Source organism: Caryophanon latum (assembly GCF_001700325.1).
Lineage (GTDB): Bacteria > Bacillota > Bacilli > Bacillales_A > Planococcaceae > Caryophanon > Caryophanon latum.
The window spans coordinates 95,198-115,243 of record NZ_MATO01000016.1; the positions used below are offsets into that span (position 1 = coordinate 95,198).

The 20,046-nt window shown below is 44.1% G+C and carries 17 protein-coding genes and 1 riboswitch; of the genes, 9 read left to right on the forward strand and 8 right to left on the reverse strand.

Annotation, left to right across the window (positions count from 1 at the left end):
* Positions 1–9: 9 nt before the first annotated feature.
* The 7 genes from resB to glnA all read left to right on the forward strand — a co-directional run bounded on the left by resB (position 10) and on the right by glnA (position 8,828).
* On the forward strand, positions 10–1,644 hold the full coding sequence (gene resB / locus A6K76_RS04835; protein WP_066462663.1) for a cytochrome c biogenesis protein ResB: 1,635 nt from the start codon (positions 10–12) through the stop codon (positions 1,642–1,644).
* Positions 1,641–2,819, forward strand: coding sequence for a c-type cytochrome biogenesis protein CcsB (gene ccsB, locus A6K76_RS04840; RefSeq protein ID WP_066462665.1), 1,179 nt, complete (start codon positions 1,641–1,643; stop codon positions 2,817–2,819). The genes resB and ccsB overlap by 4 nt, the downstream gene beginning before the upstream one ends.
* A gap of 241 nt (positions 2,820–3,060) precedes the next feature.
* Positions 3,061–3,777 (forward strand): response regulator transcription factor, encoded by a 717-nt coding sequence (locus tag A6K76_RS04845; RefSeq protein ID WP_066462666.1) that lies wholly within the window; start codon positions 3,061–3,063, stop codon positions 3,775–3,777.
* Positions 3,770–5,551, forward strand: coding sequence for an ATP-binding protein (locus A6K76_RS04850; protein ID WP_066462667.1), 1,782 nt, complete (start codon positions 3,770–3,772; stop codon positions 5,549–5,551). The genes A6K76_RS04845 and A6K76_RS04850 overlap by 8 nt, the downstream gene beginning before the upstream one ends.
* Before the next feature lie 103 nt (positions 5,552–5,654).
* Positions 5,655–5,830: riboswitch (FMN riboswitch) on the forward strand.
* Between the two features lie 211 nt (positions 5,831–6,041).
* Positions 6,042–6,626: an ECF transporter S component gene (locus tag A6K76_RS04855; RefSeq protein ID WP_066462668.1), complete on the forward strand. Its 585-nt coding sequence runs from the start codon at positions 6,042–6,044 to the stop codon at positions 6,624–6,626.
* Positions 6,627–7,062: 436 nt separating this feature from the next.
* Entirely contained in the window at positions 7,063–7,416 is a 354-nt protein-coding gene (locus A6K76_RS04865) for a MerR family transcriptional regulator (RefSeq protein ID WP_066462671.1), read from the forward strand.
* A gap of 77 nt (positions 7,417–7,493) precedes the next feature.
* Complete coding sequence (gene glnA / locus A6K76_RS04870; protein WP_066462673.1) at positions 7,494–8,828, forward strand: type I glutamate--ammonia ligase; 1,335 nt, start codon at positions 7,494–7,496, stop codon at positions 8,826–8,828.
* 273 nt (positions 8,829–9,101) lie between these two features.
* On the opposite strand, the gene A6K76_RS04875 is transcribed toward glnA, so the two are convergent.
* The 8 genes from A6K76_RS04875 to A6K76_RS04905 form a co-directional block, all read right to left on the reverse strand.
* On the reverse strand, positions 9,102–10,073 hold the full coding sequence (locus A6K76_RS04875; RefSeq protein ID WP_083995286.1) for a helix-turn-helix transcriptional regulator: 972 nt from the start codon (positions 10,071–10,073) through the stop codon (positions 9,102–9,104).
* A gap of 278 nt (positions 10,074–10,351) precedes the next feature.
* Entirely contained in the window at positions 10,352–11,125 is a 774-nt protein-coding gene (locus A6K76_RS04880; protein WP_066462674.1) for an enoyl-ACP reductase FabI, read from the reverse strand.
* Between the two features lie 386 nt (positions 11,126–11,511).
* Complete coding sequence (gene cysI / locus A6K76_RS04885; protein ID WP_066462677.1) at positions 11,512–13,245, reverse strand: assimilatory sulfite reductase (NADPH) hemoprotein subunit; 1,734 nt, start codon at positions 13,243–13,245, stop codon at positions 11,512–11,514.
* Positions 13,246–13,263: 18 nt separating this feature from the next.
* On the reverse strand, positions 13,264–15,060 hold the full coding sequence (locus tag A6K76_RS04890) for an assimilatory sulfite reductase (NADPH) flavoprotein subunit (protein ID WP_066462679.1): 1,797 nt from the start codon (positions 15,058–15,060) through the stop codon (positions 13,264–13,266).
* A 23-nt stretch (positions 15,061–15,083) separates the two neighbouring features.
* The gene (locus tag A6K76_RS16470) at positions 15,084–15,230 is read right to left on the reverse strand and encodes a YezD family protein (protein ID WP_083995287.1); all 147 of its coding nucleotides are present in this window, start codon (positions 15,228–15,230) and stop codon (positions 15,084–15,086) included.
* Complete coding sequence (locus A6K76_RS04895) at positions 15,223–15,975, reverse strand: sirohydrochlorin chelatase (protein ID WP_066462681.1); 753 nt, start codon at positions 15,973–15,975, stop codon at positions 15,223–15,225. Before A6K76_RS04895 ends, A6K76_RS16470 begins: the two co-directional genes overlap by 8 nt.
* A 13-nt stretch (positions 15,976–15,988) precedes the next feature.
* On the reverse strand, positions 15,989–16,768 hold the full coding sequence (gene cobA / locus A6K76_RS04900; protein ID WP_066462683.1) for a uroporphyrinogen-III C-methyltransferase: 780 nt from the start codon (positions 16,766–16,768) through the stop codon (positions 15,989–15,991).
* Between the two features lie 357 nt (positions 16,769–17,125).
* Positions 17,126–17,374 (reverse strand): ferredoxin, encoded by a 249-nt coding sequence (locus tag A6K76_RS04905; RefSeq protein WP_066462685.1) that lies wholly within the window; start codon positions 17,372–17,374, stop codon positions 17,126–17,128.
* Between the two features lie 101 nt (positions 17,375–17,475).
* Between A6K76_RS04905 and A6K76_RS04910 the strand changes: the two genes are divergently transcribed.
* Both A6K76_RS04910 and A6K76_RS04915 read left to right on the forward strand, forming a co-directional pair.
* Entirely contained in the window at positions 17,476–18,483 is a 1,008-nt protein-coding gene (locus tag A6K76_RS04910) for a YpbB family protein (protein WP_066462687.1), read from the forward strand.
* Positions 18,484–18,485: 2 nt separating this feature from the next.
* The gene (locus A6K76_RS04915) at positions 18,486–19,907 is read left to right on the forward strand and encodes a RecQ family ATP-dependent DNA helicase (protein ID WP_083995288.1); all 1,422 of its coding nucleotides are present in this window, start codon (positions 18,486–18,488) and stop codon (positions 19,905–19,907) included.
* Positions 19,908–20,046: the final 139 nt, after the last annotated feature.

The following is a 20,046-nucleotide window of genomic DNA, read 5'->3' on the forward strand; positions in this document are numbered from 1 at the left end:
GGTTTTTACATGAAAATGAACATGTGTGAATGTGGACAGCAAAATCCGTACGGCACGCATTTATGTATACAATGTGGCAGACCGCTCACGGACGAGGAGAAGGAAAAGAAAGTTGCCGATATGCGCTATGAAGGCTCAGCTGTACGTTCAAAAACGTACAATGCATCGTGGATCGATAAAGTGTGGAACTTTTTCTCAAGCGTGAAAGTAGGCGTCGCACTCATCGTCATTACGCTCGTCGCCGCGGCAATCGGCACATTTTTACCGCAAGCATTTTTCATTCCCGCTACGGAGGAAAATGCGGGCGCTTATTACGAAAATGTATACGGCACGTTCGGCAAAATATATTACGCGCTCGGGCTTACCGACTTGTATACGACGTGGTGGTTCCAAGTTATCGTCGGTTTGCTCGGTGTGTCGATCATCGTCGCAAGCTTAGACCGCGGCATTCCGTTACATAAATCATTAACGAATCAGCGTGTGAAGCGCCATACGAGCTTTTTAAAGCGTCAGCGTCTATTTGCACAAGGGAGCAATGACGTTGACTTACAGCAAGCGGCTAACACGCTTAAACAAATGAAATACAACGTACGTACAGAAGACGGCGCAGTGTTTGCGGAAAAAAACCGCTTCGCTCGCTACGGGGCGTACGTTAACCACGTCGGCTTAATTATTTTTTTAGCTGGTGTGATGTTGCGCGTCATACCGGGCATGTACGTGGACGATTCGATGTGGGCGCGCGAAGGTCAAATTACAGCAGTGCCAGGTATGGACGGCTACTTTTTAGAAAACAAAGAGTTTATTTTAGAGCTGCATGATGAGCAGGAACAAACCGCCGCAATGGCAGAGCAAGGCGTCAATACGGTTGCGAAAAACTTCCAAACGAACGTCGTGCTATATAAACAGCCAGAGGGCGCATTGCCTGGTAATACGTCTAACTTAGAAGTCGTGCAGGAATATGCAATTCGCGTCAACCATCCGTTAAAGGAAGCGGGCTATGCGTTTTATCAAATGGATTACCGCTTAAACGATGAACTGAAGACGATGACGTTTGCGCTGACGAATAAAGAGACGCAGCAGTCGCTCGGTGAAGTGACGATCGATTTATACAATCCAGAAACGTCGTACGTCATCGATGAACAGACGCGCATTGACATCATCGGCTATTATCCGCATTTTACAGGCTTTGAAGAGGGCGAGCCACAAACCGGTTCGCGCTTCCCGACAAATCCCGCATTTTTATTTAAAATGTTCACGCCACAAACACCAGAAGGCGAAACGAGCTTCGTCGGCATTCAGCAAACGGTGGAGCCACTCGGGGACAATGCGTATCAAATGCGCTTCGTGTCGACGGAGTTTACGGACATTTCAGGCTTAACGATTCGTCTTGACCGCACGATTCCGATTTTATTCGTCGGCGCTATTATTTTCTTGATCGGCGTCGCAATGGGCTCGTATTGGCAGCATCGTCGCATTTGGCTGCTCGTGCAAGACGATACGCTATACGTCGCAGCGCATACGAATAAAAACTGGTTTAGCATGCAAAAAGATATGAAGCGACTAGAAGAAGCGGTGCAGCTACCGCACGTCGTCGATCAGCTAGATGAGGAACCGCAACAACAAAAGGGGGATGATGCGCAGTGACGCTATTACAGCTAAGTGGCTATTTATTATTTAGTGCCTTTATCGGATATTTAGTGGCGACGTTATTATTTGGTGGTGCGATTAAGCAATCTGCACAAAAAGGACCGCGCACGAAATGGGAAACGTACGCCGTCGCAATTACGGTCGTGTCGTTCATCTTAAACGTCGGCTACTTCGTGACGCGCTGGATTCACGTTAAGCACGCGCCGGTAAGCAACATGTTTGAATTTACAGCAGCGTTTGGCATGTTTATCGTCGGCGCATTTTTAGTCATTTATTTCATGTACCGTTTGCCTGCGCTTGGCGTTGTTGCACTGCCGCTTGCTATTTTAGTCATCGGCTATGCGGCGATGTTTGACCGTGACGTATCACCACTCGTGCCGTCGCTGCAATCAAATTGGCTAACAATTCACGTCATTTGTGCGGCGATGGGTGAGGCGATTTTTGCGATCGGTGCTGTTGCGGGGCTCATTTATTTATTAAAAAATGTCGATACAAACAAGCGGACGAAACAATCGATTGCACTAGAGGGTATTATGTATACGCTCATCGTCGTTGTCGGCTTCGTTGTGGCGACGATTACGTTTTCGTCAATGCAATATGAATCTAATTTTAATTACATCGACAAAGAAGGCAAAGAGGCGAGCATTACGTACACGATGCCAGCTATTTGGGGAATGAACGAATACGAGCAGCTAGACGATACGTTTACGCCGCTTGTCGAAACACCACCCGTTATTAATGCGAAAAAGCTAACGACGGTGACGTGGGCATTTTTATTCGGTACAGTGCTATACGTACTCATTCGCTTACTTGCGCGTCGCTCGATTACGAATATGTGCAAGCCGCTATTTCAGCGCGTCAACTCACAGCTACTCGATGAAATTAGCTACCGCGCCGTCGTAATCGGCTTCCCGATTTTCGTGCTCGGTGCGCTATTGTTTGCGATGATTTGGGCGCAGCAAGCGTGGGGGCGTTATTGGGGATGGGACCCAAAAGAAGTATGGGCACTCATTACCGCATTGTTTTACGCTGCTTTTTTACATCTTCGCCTATCAAAAGGATGGGAAGGAAAAAAATCAGCGTGGCTTGCGGTCATCGGCTTCGTCATTATTATGTTTAATTTAGTTGCCGTGAACTTAATTATTGCTGGGCTGCATTCATACGCGGCGTAAACGAGGAGAGGTGCTGTCTACACGCAGCCCTCTCTTTTTTGTCGATTGTTTTTCGGATATTTCACAAAAATATCAGAAAGGTTATGAAACATTTCGCACTTTTCATTGTAAAGGAGCGGCAGATGTATGCGCTTTTTTCATGAAAAGCGCTGATTTATCGGGCATTGTCGCTCTTTCTCTTTTCATTTGTGTCAACAATATGTAAAATGAGAAGTAAGTAAGTATGAAAGGGGTTTGCCTTGTGTCAGAAAATATTACGATTTTAGTAGTAGATGACGAGGATCGTATTCGTCGTCTGTTAAAAATGTATTTAGAGCGTGAAGGCTACCACGTTGAAGAAGCTGAAAATGGTGAGCAAGCGTTACAAAAAGCGCTAGACTTTGATTATCACTGTATTTTATTAGATATTATGATGCCGGAAAAAGATGGGCTTGAAATGTGCGGCGAGCTGCGCGAGAAGAAAACGACGCCGATTATTTTACTGACGGCCAAAGGGGAAGAAGCAAACCGCGTACAAGGATTTGAGCTTGGTGCAGATGATTACATCGTCAAGCCGTTTAGCCCGCGTGAAGTCGTGCTGCGCGTCAAAGCAATTTTACGTCGCTCAGCGGCATTTGCACCGACTGTTAATCCATCGTCTTCAAAGGATTTAGTCGTATTCCCACATTTAACGATCGATCACGATGCACACCGCGTAACAGCAGATGGCATTGAAGTAAACTTAACACCGAAAGAGTACGAGCTACTATACTTTTTAGCGAAATCACCGGATAAAGTGTTTGACCGTGAGCAGCTATTAAAAGAAGTGTGGCATTACGATTTCTTCGGCGATTTACGTACGGTTGATACGCATGTAAAACGTTTGCGCGAAAAGCTTAACCGCGTATCTGAAAACGCTGCAAAAATGATTGTAACGGTATGGGGCGTTGGCTATAAATTTGAGGTCGTGAATGAATAAAATATGGCGAAGTGTAGTCGGGAAGCTATGGGCAACCATATTGCTTCTCGTTTCATTTATTGTATTTGTTTTTACGGTGCTGATGTTGGAGTTTTTAGAAGAATACCATACCGAGCAAGCTGAGAGCTCCTTGCGTCAAACCGCGACGACGATTGCTAAGCTCATTGACGATAATGAGGATCCGGCACGTACGTTAACGATCGTGCAAGACATTTTACCACAGCATACGAACGCGCTCATTGCGACTGACAAAATGAATATTGCCTTTGCGGTACAAGAAGGCATTAACGAAGAGCATATTCAAGCAGACATTTTAACGAGTAATAAGTTTGATGATGTGTACGTAACGAATCAGCCGATTGTACGCGAGATGATGTTGCCGTCAAATATTGAAGAAGACCGCATTGAAAAATATGTCGTACTTGGTTTCCCGATTGATGCAGAAGCGGCGGAACACGGGGCAATTTTTATTTACGAATCACCCGCTGCGCTACGTGAGGCGACGACACAAACGACACGCATCGTCTTCATTTCTGCTATTATCGCATTTGTGTTGACGACATTTTTTGCGTTTTTCTTATCAAGTCGTATTACGCTGCCGTTGCGTCGTATGCGAGAGGCAGCATTTGAAGTCGCAAAAGGCAAATTTGATACGAAAGTTGAATATAAAGGTAACGATGAAATTGGACAGCTTGCGACTGCTTTTAATAAAATGGCGCGTCAAGTGCACCATCATTTAGAAGTAAGCAACCAAGAAAAAGAGCAGCTTTCAAGCATTTTAACGTCGATGACCGATGCAGTGATTACGTTTAACCGCGACGAGACAATTTTAGTGACGAACCCGCTTGCCGAAAAGCAGCTGCAAGAATGGTACGCACAAAAAGCATACGATGAATCGACGAAGCATTTACCACCAGAGCTGTATCATATGCTCGACCACGTGTTGCATTTTGAAGATCATTTATCCGAGCGCGTTGAAATTGGTGGGCGTTACTTAATTATTTCACTTAGCCCGTTATATAGTGGCAACACGGTGCGAGGGGCGCTCGTTGTCATTCGCGATAAAACGGAGCAGCACCGATTAGATAAGCTGCGTGCAGATTTCGTATCGAACGTATCGCATGAGCTGCGCACACCAATTGCAATGTTACAAGGCTATTCAGAGGCAATTATTGATGGCGTCGTGCAAAGCGAGGAAGAAAAGGACGAAATGATTCGCATTATTTACGACGAATCACAGCGCATGAACCGTCTCGTATCGGACTTATTAACGCTTGCACGCACAGAATCGGGTAAAATGCGCTTGTATAAAGACTTTTTGCCGGTCGCGTCAACGTTTGAACGCATGACATATAAATTTAGCCAAATTGCCCGCGAGAAACAGGTGACGCTTCGTTTTGTATCCGAATATACAGACGACTACTTTATCGAAATGGACGAAGATCGCATCGAGCAAGTGTTAACAAATTTAATTGACAACGCACTGCGCTACACACCGCAAGACGGTACGGTGCAAGTATCTGTTTGGCGTCAAGTCGGCACAGCTCGCATTGAAGTGCGCGACACAGGGCAAGGTATTCCGAAAGAAGATTTACCGTTTGTATTTGAGCGATTTTACAAGGCAGATAAAGCACGTACACGCGGTAAAGGTGGCACAGGGCTCGGCTTAGCGATTGCGAAAAATATCGTTGAAGCACATAACGGCACGATCAAAGTGGATAGCATTCAAAACGTCGGCACAACATTTACGTTTGAGCTGCCAATAGAGCATTAAAATGAAAGAACGTTGAATCGTGCATTTTGGCAACGTTCCAAAGCAAAGTTATTTACTTTGAATTGAAAACATGTATAATAAACGTATACAAAATTTAATATTGATTCATCTTCGGGGCAGGGTGTAATTCCCGACCGGCGGTAATTAACGTGTGTCGCTTCCGACCGTAATTGGAGGATGCGACCGTATAGCGTTTCGAGCCCGCGAGCCGATAGTTTTCGTGCAGGATTTGGTGCAATTCCAAAGCCGACAGTATAGTCTGGATGGGAGAAGGTGAAGGTGCAGTCATTCATGACGCGCATAGTCGAGCAGTGTGTTGACAACTGTTTATTTCGCTACGGCAAAATAAATCGTTCACAAACGCTTATTTCGTGTACCTATTTCTCCCTTATCAGTTCATTGGTAAGGGGTTTTTTATGTAGGTGAGCGTGTGCATGTATACTGTCCTTTCTTCTTAGCGAGATGGTCAGCAAGAGGAGAGTTGTTACTTATGGGTAAGCAAAGTCAAAAACTTCGTGCATTTGTCACAATCGGGATGTTAAGCAGTATTTCATTTATTTTAATGCTACTGAATTTCCCACTACTATGGTTTCCAGCGTTTTTACAAATCGATTTTAGCGACGTGCCAGCGTTACTTGCGACAATTATTATGGGTCCAGTAGCGGGTATTACAGTGGAACTAATTAAAAACGTGTTAGACTGGATTTTCTCAGGCGCTCCAACAGGCGTACCAGTAGGACATATGGCAAACTTAGCGACAAGCATTTTATTCATTTTACCGACGTACTACATGTATAAAAAATTAAAATCAACAAAAGCATTAGCGACAGGCTTAGTAGCAGGTACAATCGCAATGGCAGTAGGAATGAGTATTTTAAATTACGTTGCGTTTTTACCGATGTACACATATTTATTAGGTTGGGGCACGTTTGATATGTATGAAACAATCGTGCTTGGAATTTTACCATTCAACATCGTAAAAGGTGTGCTGCTAACAGTCATTATGCTTTTACTATATCGCACGATGCATACGTGGATCGCGAAGCAGCGAAAATCGTATATGCCAGCAGTGTAAACAATATGAAAATCGCCCCGCAGCAATTTGTTGCGAGGGTGATTTTTTGTTTGTTACGTCACAAGCATGTTGATACGCTAGTTAATTGGCAGGAGCGTATTGCGGACTTCGCTTTATCTTTGCGATTACGTGAGGTACATAAATTTTTGGGGCTCAGCGGCGAACACGATGTTAGTAATGAAGGCGATGACTCATGTAGTAGTGCTGATTGCCCGCACTTCTTGAGGCTTGCGTTTTTCCCGCTGGAGTTGTCGTTTCAAGCAATCTTTATACGTCAATCCTAGCTTATGATGATGAGCTGAAAAATAGGTATTTTTTTCTATCTAAATGTGAGATAAATTCGTTCGAAAAAGGATATGTTATTTTTCCTTACATGTACTTGCTTCATGAATGGACGTGGTGGTACAGTTATACATGTGAAGAGGAGGTAGTTAACATGAGTCAACAAGATAGAAAAGCGATTCCGCTATTATCGATTAGCACTGTTATGAGAATTACCGATTTAACGGCGCGTCAAATTCGCTACTATGAGGAGCATCATTTAATTTCACCACAGCGAACGGAAGGCAATCGTCGCATGTTTTCGTTAAACGATATCGACGCATTGCTAGAGGTACGTGAACTGTTAGAGCAAGGGATTAATATGGCAGGTGTCAAGCTCGTATTTAATATGAAAGCAGCGGGGAAAACGGCAAAACGATCGGATACGCTGAAAATTTCAGATCAAGAGCTGCGCGCCATTTTACGTGAAGAAATGCAGGCCCAAATGCTGCAACGAACATCAGGATAACTAGCGGAAAAATATTCCCAATATTCTGAATAGAGTAGGGCCATAAAACATAATACATATTAGGAGAGTGAAGCAAGATGGGGAAATACACAAAAGAGGATATTAAACAATTAGTGCAAGATAAAAATGTAAAGTACATTCGTTTACAATTCACAGACATTTTAGGCACAATTAAAAACGTTGAAATTCCAGTAAGCCAGTTAGACAAGGCGTTAGACAACAAAATGATGTTTGACGGTTCATCAATTGAAGGCTTCGTACGCATCGAAGAATCAGATATGTACCTACGTCCAGATTACGATACATTCATGATCTTCCCTTGGACAGCTGAAAAAGGAAAAGTAGCACGCTTCATTTGTGACATTGCCCGTCCTGATGGCTCTCCGTTTGAAGGCGATCCACGCTCAAACTTAAAGCGCGTTTTAGACGAAATGAAGGAGCTTGGCTTTACGCATTTCAACTTAGGGCCAGAGCCAGAATTCTTCTTATTTAAGTTAGACGAAAAAGGGCAGCCGACACTTGAATTAAATGACGACGGTGGCTACTTTGATTTAGCGCCAACAGATTTAGGTGAAAATTGCCGCCGTGATATCGTGCTAGAGCTAGAAGAAATGGGCTTTGAAATTGAAGCATCTCACCACGAAGTAGCACCAGGTCAGCACGAAATTGATTTCAAATACGAAGATGCAATCGCAGCATGTGACAATATTCAAACGTTTAAATTAGTTGTCAAAACAATCGCTCGTAAGCACGGCTTGCACGCAACGTTCATGCCAAAACCGTTGTTCGGTGTAAATGGCTCAGGCATGCACTTTAACTTATCGTTATTCAACGGTGACAAAAACGCGTTTTGGGATGAAGGGGCAGAGTTACAGCTTTCACATACAGCGCGTCACTTCATGGCAGGTGTATTAAAGCATGTACAAGGCTTCACAGCAGTAACGAACCCGACCGTGAACTCGTACAAACGTTTAGTGCCAGGCTACGAAGCACCTTGTTACGTTGCATGGTCAGCACAAAACCGTTCACCGTTAATTCGCATTCCAGCGTCACGCGGCTTGTCAACGCGCGTCGAGTTACGCTCAGTTGACCCATCAGCGAACCCTTACTTAGCGATGGCAGTTATTTTAGCAGCGGGCTTAGACGGTGTGAAAAATAGCATTACACCGCCAGCACCGGTTGACCGTAATATTTACGTAATGAACGCACAAGAACGTGCAGAAAACGGCATTGCGAACTTACCAGCATCACTTGAAGCAGCACTATATGCACTTGAAGGTGATGAAGTAGTAAAAGCGGCACTAGGTGAGCACATTTACTACAACTTTAAAGAGGCAAAAGAAATCGAATTTGACATGTTCCGTACGCACGTCCACCCATGGGAGCGCGACCAATACATGAAAATGTTCTAATTTATGAAAGAGTCGCGAGCGTTTCGCGGCTCTTTTTTTATGCTTAAAAGCGTATTGATTAGCGAGTAAATAGATTACAACTCGCGGTGCCTATTTACTCGTCGCAAATCAATTTACAGGCGAACACGATATTCGTTATGAAGGCGATGTGTGTAGTAGTAATTATCGCCTTCTTCAATCTTTCGCAACGCTCTTACGTCTCTTGACGCACGAGTTTTTCTCGTCGGAGTCTGTCATTTCGAGTCGTTGCTTATTATAAATCGCAATTACGGTCTATATCGTTGCTTCATTATAACAGGCGAGCATTTGCTCAATTGTCGTCTTCATTTCTTCACGCAGCGAACGAGGCTCTAGCACTTCGACGTATTGTGCCTGGGACAGTAGCCACATTTCAATGCCGCGCCCAAATACTTCGGCTGTTACGATAAAATGGTCGTTCTTTTTCGTTAGCTTCGCAGTTGGCAAACGATCGAGTACAGCTTGCGGTGAGCGTCCAGTAAATTTAAATTTTAAATAAATTAGCTCACCAGTATGCATAAATTGAACGCGCTTGCGAAACATTCCTTCTTCAAAGCGAGAACTATGCGGCTGTGAAAATTTCATTTGTAGCACGGTGAAGTCGATAATGCGGTCGATGCGAAACGTAATCGGAAAGTTATCGTCCTTCGTTGCATCGTATGCGATGATGTAAAAATAATATTCCGAAAACATAACACCAAGTGGTTTAATACGTCGATACGAAGCTGTTTTGTCATGCTCCTTTAAATAATAAATGTCGACATAGTGCGATTGCGAGCTCGCATTTGCAAGCTGCCATACGCTTTCAATGAGCGATAAAGGGGAACGCTTCTTCACTGGAGTGTAATGAATGAGCTCATTTTTTGCGAGCTCCTCCACCTTTTTACGATCATGTACAACTGTGACGTTGAGTAGCACATCTTTAATTGTATGCAGCTCCTCTTGTGTGTATGCACGTGAATCAAACAAAATTTTAAACAGCGCATACGCAATCGAGCCGTTAATCGCGCGGTTGTAAGACGATAAAGCGTATGAGTTCGTTTTTTTATTGTATGGTAGCTCGACACGGCCGTTTGCTGCAAACATCGTGCGCAAATCTTCAATGTCTCGCTGAATTGTTTTTGGCGACACTTGATAATGCTGTGCTTCGACTGATTTTTTTATATGTTCTCCACTCATTAGTCGTTCATATAGTTCCAGCAACCGTTGATTTTGACTCATATTCATTTGTGACCCACCCTCCAAAACTTAACATGTGCATTTATTATAAGGGATATTTGGTTTATTTAGAAGGTTAAAATTAGGTATAATGTTTTATTTTTATCTGTAGGTTAAAAGTACCTTTGTTAAAAGGGCAGAGGTGAAGAAGAAGAGTGCTTAAATTTTTGGGGAAAATAGGATAAAAAACACGCGGCACACATATCGTATGCCGCGCACAAATCGAGATGCAGTGATGTTAACGTATGAGTAGCGGAAGTTACAAATCGACGAAATGCCAAAAAGTATTACCCCATAATGTGATAGCCGCTATCGACGTAAATTGTTTCGCCTGTTACACCGCGAGATAGTGGTGACAGCATGACAAGTGTCATATCGGCCACTTCCGCTTGGTTCGTGTTGCGACGAAGCGGTGATTGCTCCTCGACTTTATGTAAAATGTCGTTGAAGCTTGGCACACCTTTTGCAGCGAGTGTACGAATGGCACCGGCTGAAATGGCATTAACGCGCACACCTTGTTCACCTAAATCATATGCTAAGTAGCGCATAGCAGCCTCGAGAGCCGCTTTTGCAACCCCCATAACGTTGTAGCCTGGTAGCACGCGCTCAGCACCTAAGTAGCTCATTGTGACGATGCTTGCATTTGGCGTGAAGTATGGCTGAGCCGCTTTTGCGACAGCGACAAGTGAGTATGCGCTCGTATCTTGTGCAAACGCATAGCCGTCACGAGATGTGTTAATAAAATTTGTGCGTAAGTCTTCCGCGTTAGCAAATGCAACCGAGTGCACGACGCCGTCAATTTGACCGTATTGCTCGCCGATTTGTGTAAATGCTTGCTGGATGCTTTCGTCGCTGTTAACGTCACACATGAACGTTGCTGTATTGCTGTTAGCGTAATCAGCTAAAAGTTTGTCGATTTTTGATTTTGAACGATCTTTGCGATATGTAAAAATAACAGTTGCCTGCTCTTCAAGTAAGCGCTTTGCGACACCCCATGCGATGCTGCGCTCATTTGCGACACCCATTACGACGTATGTTTTGTTTGAAAGTTGTAAAGACATTGTATAAACCCCTTTGTAATATGTAGTATTAGTACCTGTTACTAATGACTAGTGTAACATGAAATAAGTGGGGCGTAAAGAGGGAAGTACGTAAATAAAGCTTAACAACTAGGCGTGTTAATTAGCCAGTCAATTGGCATGCGCATTTTGCGGATCGCGTTCTTAGGGTGTAGCTTGAGCCTCTTCGCTTCGCTGTAGGGTCTCAAGTTTCGCTCTTTTCCGAAAAAAGTCTCGCCGCATGCGCACTCACACTAACATACAGCATGATTTCAGCACATAAAAAAGGCTAATGAACCAACCTTGCCTAATCACAAATAAAAAGCCCTACACGACTGTTACGATCGTGTAGGGCTTCACCGTTCAACTAGAGGGGACTAGCTGCTCAATTATACGTTTTGTAGCTCTTTATGGAAGTTCGTGCCGTCTGTCGTTGCAGCGATGAAGCCTGCGCGGATGACGTAATCACCGAAGTGCTCGCCTTCGTTACGCTCTTTTGCGTAGCGTTGTAAAATCGGTGTAAGCTCAGCTAAAATTTCTTCTTCGCCGATGTTTTCTTTATACATTTTGTTTAAGCGGCTGCCGTCATGTGCTGCGCCTAAGTATAAGTTGTACTTACCAGGACCTTTACCGATGAAGCCGATCTCACCAAGTGCCGCACGTGAGCAGCCGTTCGGGCAGCCTGACATACGAATGATGATTTCTTTGTCGCGAATGCCTGCTTCGTCCACAACTGTTTCAAGCTTTTCAATTAATGATGGTAAGTAGCGCTCTGCTTCAGCCATCGCTAAGCCACATGTAGGGAATGATACGCAAGCGATTGAGCTGCGGCGTAACGCGGAGTAGTGCTCGCCAGCTGTTAAATTGTATTCAGCGATTAACGCTTCAATTTTCTTTTTCTTTTGTGCAGAAACGTTTGCGATAACTAAGTTTTGGTTACCTGTCATACGGAATTCACCTGTATGAATTTTCGCAATTTCACGTAAGCCTGTTTTTAGTGGGTAGCCGTCGAAATCTTTTACACGACCGCTTTGGATAAATAATGTGAAGTGCCATTTTTTATCTTCGCCTTGCACCCAGCCGTAACGATCGCCTGAATGCTCGAAGTTGAATTCACGTAACTGTTCAAGCTCGTAGCCAAGACGGTCAAATAGCTCTTGTTTTACCGCGTCGATACCTAGACGGTCAACAGTGTATTTGAAGCGTGCGTTTTTACGCTCTACACGGTTCCCGTTGTCGCGCTGGATCGTTAGTAACTTTTCACATACGTCCACCACTTTATCTTTTGCAACGTAGCCGACGAAGCGCCCAAGCTGTGGATACGTTGTGTCATCGCCGTGTGCCATACCCATACCGCCACCAGCAAGTACGTTAAAGCCGACTAATTCGTTGTTTTCGATAATGGCGATTAAGCCGATATCTTGTGAGTATACGTCCACATCGTTTAACGGTGGGATCGCCATACCGATTTTGAATTTACGTGGTAAGTAAAGCTCACCGTAAATTGGTTCCATTTCGCGGTCAGGTGTTGCTTCTACTTTTTCACCGTCTAACCAAAGCTCATGGTAAGCGCGTGTTTTCGGTAAAAGATGTTCACTAATTTTTGCAGAAATGTCGTATGCCTCTTTGTGTAAGTTTGAGATGAATGGGTTCGCATTACACATTACGTTACGGTTTACGTCACCACACGCTGCGATACAGTCAAGTAACACGTCGTTAATTTCTTGCATGTATTTTTTTACGTTCCATTTTAAAATGCCGTGTACTTGGAACGCTTGACGTGTCGTTAATTTTAATGAGCCGTTTCCGTACTTGTCGCCCATTTCGTCCATGACTAACCATTGCTTCGGAGTTGCGACACCACCTGGAGTTCGTACGCGCACCATGAATTGATACGCTGGCTCTAATTTTTTCTTCGCACGCTCTGCACGTACGTCGCGGTCATCTTGTAAGTAAGAGCCGTGGAATTTCATTAAACGGTTGTCATCGTCGTTAATACCAGAGCTAATTGGTTCAACCATTGACTCTGCTAACGTACCGCGTAAGTAATTACTTTCCGTTTTAATACGTTCTACATCACTAAAGCTACCGTCTTGTGGTGCGATTTTAATTTTTTCTGTCATACCGTTCGTTCCCCCTCATTAATACACGTCGCGTAAATAACGACCGTCTTGCTGTAATTGTTTGACGAATGCTGCTGCATCTTCTGCTGATTTGTTGCCTTGTGCTGCTACGATGTCGATTAACGTTCGCTCAACATCTTTTGCCATATGCTTTTCGTCGCCACATACGTAAATGTAAGCGCCGCGTTTGATCCACTCGTATAGCTCAGCTGCTTCTTCTTGCATGCGGTGCTGTACGTAAATTTTTTGATCTGTGTCGCGTGAGAATGCAACGTTTAAGTTCGTTAATGTACCGTTTGCGAGCCATGCTTGTAGCTCTGTTTGGTATAAGAAGTCTGTTACGAAATGCTGCTCTCCGAAGAATAACCAAGATTCACCAGTAGCGCCTGTTTCTTCACGCTCTTGTAAAAATGAACGGAACGGTGCAATCCCTGTACCAGGACCGATGAAGATTGCTGGTTGATCTTCAGCAGGTAGCTTGAAGTTCGGGTTTTTGTGTACGTATACGTTTACTGTATCGCCAATTTCGATTGAGTCTGCAATGTGCGTAGAAGCAACACCGAAGCGCTCACGTCCATATGCCTCGTAGCCTACGCGACCGATCGTTACGTGTACTTCCTCATCCACTGCTGCTTGTGAGCTTGAGATAGAGTACAGACGGCCTGGAATTTTGCGTAAAAGATTAGCGAATTGCTCTTCGTTCCAAGAAAATGGTCCGTATGCTTCTACTACATCTAATACGTCACGTCCGTAAACGAAATCTTTTATTGACGTTTGGTTGACGATGTTTTGGAAATCGTTATGTGTTGTGAATTCAGCGATTTTTTGTAATAACGGCTTTGATAATACTGTAATTTCAAGGTCATTAATAAGTGCATCGCGAAGTGTTACTTGCTTATCTGTTACGAGTTTGTTTGCATTAAAGCCAAGTGCTGCGATTAATGCGTCTACAAGTTGCTCGTTGTTTTTCGGTACGATGCCTAAGCTGTCGCCTGGCTCATATGTAATGCCTGAGCCTTCAAGTGATAGCTCTAAATGGACTGTATGTTTGTTTGAGCCGGTCATATTTAAGTTAATTTTTTCTAATACTTCTGCTGCGAACGGCTTGTTGCGTGTATATTCTGTGCCGCCTGCTGTTGGTGCTGCAGTTGCTTGTGCTGTTTCAGCTGAAGCCGTTGCTTGTGCTAAAATGTTTTGAACGTCTGTGAACCATTTTGCTGCTGGCTCTTCGTAATCTACATCACATTCAACGATTGGTAATAACTGCTCTGCACCAAGCTCTTTTAAGCGGCTGTCGAAATCGTGACCAGTTTTACAGTAAAACTCATATGACGTATCGCCAAGTGCTAACACTGCGTAGCGTACGTGATCAAGCTTCGGTGCGCGCTTTGAATGTAAAAATTCGTGGAAGCCGATTGCGTTATCTGGTGGTTCACCTTCGCCGTTCGTGCTTGCAACGATTAATACGTCTTCTACTTTTTTTAAGTTGTTTGGCTTAAATTTCGCCATTGAAAGCACTTCTGCTTCGATGTTTTGTGCTTGTAGCTCAAACGTTAGCTTTTGTGCTAAGTTTTGTGCGTTGCCTGTTTGAGAAGCGAATAACACCGTCACTGTGCGCGTTTTTTGTGGTGCTGCTTGTACAGCTGTCGGTGCGTTGTTGTCGATCACTTCTTCAATGATGACGTCCGATGCGCTCGTTGCAGCTAAGTAGCCATTTAACCATGTTTTTTGTGCGCTCGTTAATTTTGGTAGTAAATCGTTTAACAGTGTTACTTGCTCTTCGCTAAAAGGGCTATTGTTTACTTGTAATTTCACGTAGTTCACCTCGTAAAAGATTGTTATTTTAATCGAATTTTTTCGCTTTTTTCAATTTGCACAATATAGTTATCTTGCACAACTAACGTAACGGAACCGTATTGAAGGTCACGCAACAATTTTTTCACTTGCTCGATTGATGCGTCGTGATTTTCTGTACGTTTATCCATATGCGATCTGCTCCTTTATTTGCTGCAATGTTTCGTCTGTACGTTGTGCTAAAACATGCTGCACATTTTCGTCGTATCCGAGCGGAGCACAAAGCGTTACATTAGCTGTTTCAAATTGTAGCGCATGAATTGTTTTTTCAATATGATGCTGCAATAAGCCACTAAACAGTAAGTACGGGATAATATAAATCGGTGTAGCATCGTTTTGCTGCTGAATGTGTTGGAGTGTTTCTTCAAATGTTGGTCCAACACCGTATAAAAAGCATACATCGACCGGGCGCTGAATCCGCTCGCTAAGTAAAGATGCAATGCGTGATAAATCCTGTTTTGGCGTCGGGTCACTGCTGCCACGTCCTATTAAGTAAATGCGTGCATGCTGCTCCACGGCATGCGGTGCTAAACGGTCAACGAGGCTATCGATTAATTTTTCATGAATGCCAAATGGTGCGCCGACTGTAAAGCGTACAGTAGGGAATAGCTGCTGTGCCTTATGAAGCTCCTCAGGAATATCCTCTTTTGCATGATTGGCGGTTAACAATAAAATTGGAACGACAGCAATGTGTGTAGCACCTTGTGTGACACATCGTTCTACACCTTCAACAATTGATGGTGCTGCCAGCTCTAAAAAACAAATTTCTTGAATTGGTGCCGCAACTGTTTGTTTCACCGCTTCAATAAATCGAACGGCTTCGTCAATGCCTTTTTGCACACGTGTACCATGTGCTACATATAAAACTGCTTCCATTTTGCTCACCTACTTATACAGAAATTTCTTGAAGCATTGCGTCTTTTGCCAGCTTTTGCTCAAACCATTGAATTTTGTCACGCACTTTCACAACATCGCCGACAACGATCATGCTTGGGTTTGCGATATTCGCTTCTGCGACAATATCAACAATCGTCTCTAACGTACCCGTAACCGTTTGTTGGTTATGCGATGTTCCCCAGTGAATGAGTGCAACAGGCGTCGTTTTTGCTTTGCCGTTGTTCATTAGCTGACTTGTAATGTAAGGTAAATTCCCAACACCCATGTAAATCGCTAACGTATCAACGCCTTGTGCTAAGTTCGCCCATTTGATCGCGTCGTCTTTTCCTTCGCGCATATGCCCTGTTACGATCGCAAAGCTTGATGCATAGTCGCGATGAGTTACCGGAATACCAGCATATGCAGGAGCGGCGATACCAGATGTAATACCTGGCACGATTTCAAATGGAATGTTCGCCTCAGCTAACACTTCAGCTTCTTCAGCACCGCGTCCAAAGACGAATGGATCGCCACCTTTTAAGCGTGTCACAATTTTGCCTTTTTTTGCGTGCTGTACGAGTAGCGTATGAATGCGGTCTTGAATGACGCCGTGATAGTTCGGTAACTTACCGACGAAAATTAACTCAGCGTTTGGTTTCGCATAAGATAATAATTCTTTATTAATAAGACGGTCATATAAAATGACGTCTGCTTGCTGAATGCATTTTAAACCTTTTACTGTAATTAGATCGACATCTCCTGGGCCAGCGCCGACGATGTAAACTTTGCTCATGTGAATCCCCCTCTGTTTGTTGCAATCAGTTGCTTATTGTTGAATGTGTCAAAACCGTATCCTGAATATTCAGCAACTAAAGTGTTTCGTGTTTTCCGATTTATCTAACAATTTAGGATAGTCCTATAATAATAATTAAAAACATATAAGTCAACTAGGGATTTAAGGTTTTTCGTGAAAATGAATTGTTGAGTATAGTGTTTTTTGTTGAAAGTGTACGTATGTCGCTTGTTTTCGACAGGAATTGCGTGAAAAAAATTTTTGCACCATGTAAGATGAAGATGAGGGAATGGGGAGAGGGTGGAGTGCCAGTAAAAGAAAAAACGCAAGAGACATCGCCCTTACGTTTTCATATACTTATTCGAATTTTAATGCGTCACCGTCGAATGTTTCGTCCGCGATTTTAATTGAATCGGTTGGACAGCCTTCGAATGCGTCTTGCATATCTTCTAATAAATCTTCGTCTACTGCACATGTTCCCATGTTATCATCTAAAATTACGAATGCAATGCCTTCATCGTCGTAATCATAAATGTCTGGAGCAGCTGCACCACAAGCGCCACAAGCGATACATGTATCTTTATCTACGATTGTATATTTAGCCATGTTAATCTCTCCTTAAAATTGTCTTTCCAAAAGCTACTACCTTATTCTAAAGCTGATTTGCCGACTTTTCAATAAAAACACTAAAAACGGAGGAATTAAGTTTGAAATTCAAACAACTTCTATTATATTTGCTACAACGTTTTCAACAGCAACGCACCGTTTCCGCACCGTTTCATTTGCTAAAAGGAAAGAAGTCTGGGCAAACGATCCAAGACGTCGGGTTGTTTTCATTATATCCGTACTTTAGCTTATTGCCAAAATTATCGCGCGCCCGATTTGATGAAGCGATTCAAGCGCTCGTAATTGACGGGACCATTATCGTGCATGAACAAGGAGCGTATGAAGTACTAGCTGAGCGAGTAACGGACGTATGTTATTTTAACAGCTGGCATTACCGCGGCAATGAGCATATTTTTTTCGCGCGTTTATCGCTCGTCGTCCAAACGTTATCGCAGCAGCAAGCAAACGATATGCGATTCGTACCGCTGCAAAAGGACGAATCGGTGCAGGCGTATGTGCGCGACTTTTTACGCTGGGCGCAATATGACAGTGGCACACTCGGCACCGTATTAAAGGAGGAGCTAACGATCGTATGTGAGGAACTAGACGAACAAGCAGCACAGCTTTTACTACTTCGGTTAAGTGGTGCAAACGTGCCTGGTTATTCGTGGGCACAGCTTGCACATTACCGACAGGAGGAGCTACTCGATACGCAGCTGACGTTCATTAGCGCGCTCCATCATGTGCTTCGACAAATTGAGCTGCACAACGTACCACTTCTTCAGGCGTTGACGCAGCATATTAAAGTACAAGCATTTGTTACACAATCTGCACAGCAAACCGCGCAGTTACATAAAGCGGGCTACAGCATTGCGCAAATTGCACAAATGCGTCGTCTAAAGGAAAGTACAATTGAAGATCACATCGTCGAAATGGCGATGAGCGAGGAGCAGTTTGAGCTGTCGCAGTTTGTAGACGTAGAAGAGGTAAAAAAAGTGTGGGCGCTCGTGCAGTCAATCAATACGCGCAAGCTAAAAATAATAAAGGAGCAGCTGCCACATTTAAGTTACTTTCAGCTGCGCCTTATTTTATCAAAAGGAGGGCAATGAACATGCTACAGCAACAATTAACTCGCTATTTTGGGCATGAAGCGTTTCGACCAGGGCAGCAAGACGTCATTGAAGCAGTGCTGCGCGGTGAAGATGTTGTCGCCGTGCTGCCAACAGGAAGCGGCAAGTCGTTATGCTATCAGCTACCGACGAAGCTATTACCGCATGCGACGCTCATTATTTCACCACTTTTATCACTTATGCAAGATCAAGTGGAGCAATTAAAAAAAATGGGTGAGCGCCGCGTAATTGCGTTAAACTCATTTTTAAATCGCAGTGAGAAGCAGCATGTACTCCAAACGCTGTCGCAATACGAATTTATTTTTACATCGCCAGAAATGCTACAGCAGTCAAATGTACGTCAGCTGCTTCGACAATTACCGCTGTCGCTCATTGTCGTTGATGAGGCGCATTGCTTGTCGCAGTGGGGCTTTGATTTTCGCCCGGATTATTTGCAAATTGCGGACGTGTTTTCTGACATGAAACGCCCAGGCATATTGGCACTATCTGCAACGGCGACGATGCAAGTGCTGCGTGACATTAAGCTTTATTTACACATGCAGCAGCCGTTTGAGCTCATTCAGCCAATTGACCGCCCGAATATTCGGCTAATGCGCGAGTCGTTTATGACGCAGGAGGAAAAGCTTGCATGGGCGTATGACTACATCGTACGTGCAAATGGTGCGGGTATTTTGTATACGCAGTCGCGCAAAAAATGCGAGCAATACGCCGAGGCACTCATGATGCGACAAGTGCGCGTCGCCTATTACCATGCTGGAATGGATTTGTACGACCGTCAGCTCATTCAGCAGCAGTTTTTAGACGGGCATATCGATTGGGTTGTGGCAACGAATGCGTTCGGTATGGGGGTGCATAAAGACGACGTGCGCCACATCGTGCATGACGTTTTCCCTGCGACGATGGCAAATTACATGCAAGAAATTGGGCGAGCTGGGCGCGACGGGAAGGAGGCGATTGCCGTGCTGCTGTACGCGCAAGGCGATGAGCAAGTTGTGACGTATGTTGCGACTGAGGAGCTGCCAAACGATTTGCAAGTCGATGCGTACATGTTACATGCACAGCCGCAGCAGCTCGTACAAGAAGGTGCTGTTAGCGAGACGCAATTTCGCGTGCTTCACTACTGGCTACAGCAAAAAAATCCGGCAGAAGTGAAACAATTGATGGCACAGCTACGTCTACAAAAGAGTAACGAAATTGACGCGATGCAGCGAGTTGTTCATGCAACGACGTGCTTACGACACATGATTATTGGAGCATTTGGTCAACAATTACATGAAAAAGTGGCGCAGTGTTGCGTCAATTGTGGTGCGACATATGAGCTACATGTAGAAGCGCCAAAAAAAGAAGCTTTTGCAATGGATGTCACGTGGCAGGAGCGACTAAGCGCCTTATTTCCACAATGATTCGTTCGAAACCTTGAAAATAGACGGTTTTTGCGTTTACAATTATGCTGAAATTCGTCATAATAAACGAAGAGAAAGTGAAAGACGGGGTGACTCCATAGCCATCAAGTTTACCCATTCGATTCATTTCTTCAAAATG

Excerpts from the sequence above, each read along its gene's own strand:
- A6K76_RS04905 (WP_066462685.1), bottom strand. The coding sequence starts at position 17,374 with ATGGCTAAATATACAATCGTAGATAAAGATACATGTATCGCTTGTGGC.
- A6K76_RS04895 (WP_066462681.1), bottom strand. The coding sequence starts at position 15,975 with ATGGAAGCAGTTTTATATGTAGCACATGGTACACGTGTGCAAAAAGGC.
- A6K76_RS04875 (WP_083995286.1), bottom strand. The coding sequence starts at position 10,073 with ATGAATATGAGTCAAAATCAACGGTTGCTGGAACTATATGAACGACTA.
- cobA (WP_066462683.1), bottom strand. The coding sequence starts at position 16,768 with ATGAGCAAAGTTTACATCGTCGGCGCTGGCCCAGGAGATGTCGATCTA.
- resB (WP_066462663.1), top strand. The coding sequence starts at position 10 with ATGAAAATGAACATGTGTGAATGTGGACAGCAAAATCCGTACGGCACG.
- A6K76_RS04915 (WP_083995288.1), top strand. The coding sequence starts at position 18,486 with ATGCTACAGCAACAATTAACTCGCTATTTTGGGCATGAAGCGTTTCGA.
- A6K76_RS04855 (WP_066462668.1), top strand. The coding sequence starts at position 6,042 with ATGGGTAAGCAAAGTCAAAAACTTCGTGCATTTGTCACAATCGGGATG.
- cysI (WP_066462677.1), bottom strand. The coding sequence starts at position 13,245 with ATGACAGAAAAAATTAAAATCGCACCACAAGACGGTAGCTTTAGTGAT.
- A6K76_RS04865 (WP_066462671.1), top strand. The coding sequence starts at position 7,063 with ATGAGTCAACAAGATAGAAAAGCGATTCCGCTATTATCGATTAGCACT.
- glnA (WP_066462673.1), top strand. The coding sequence starts at position 7,494 with ATGGGGAAATACACAAAAGAGGATATTAAACAATTAGTGCAAGATAAA.
- A6K76_RS04880 (WP_066462674.1), bottom strand. The coding sequence starts at position 11,125 with ATGTCTTTACAACTTTCAAACAAAACATACGTCGTAATGGGTGTCGCA.
- A6K76_RS04850 (WP_066462667.1), top strand. The coding sequence starts at position 3,770 with ATGAATAAAATATGGCGAAGTGTAGTCGGGAAGCTATGGGCAACCATA.
- A6K76_RS16470 (WP_083995287.1), bottom strand. The coding sequence starts at position 15,230 with ATGGATAAACGTACAGAAAATCACGACGCATCAATCGAGCAAGTGAAA.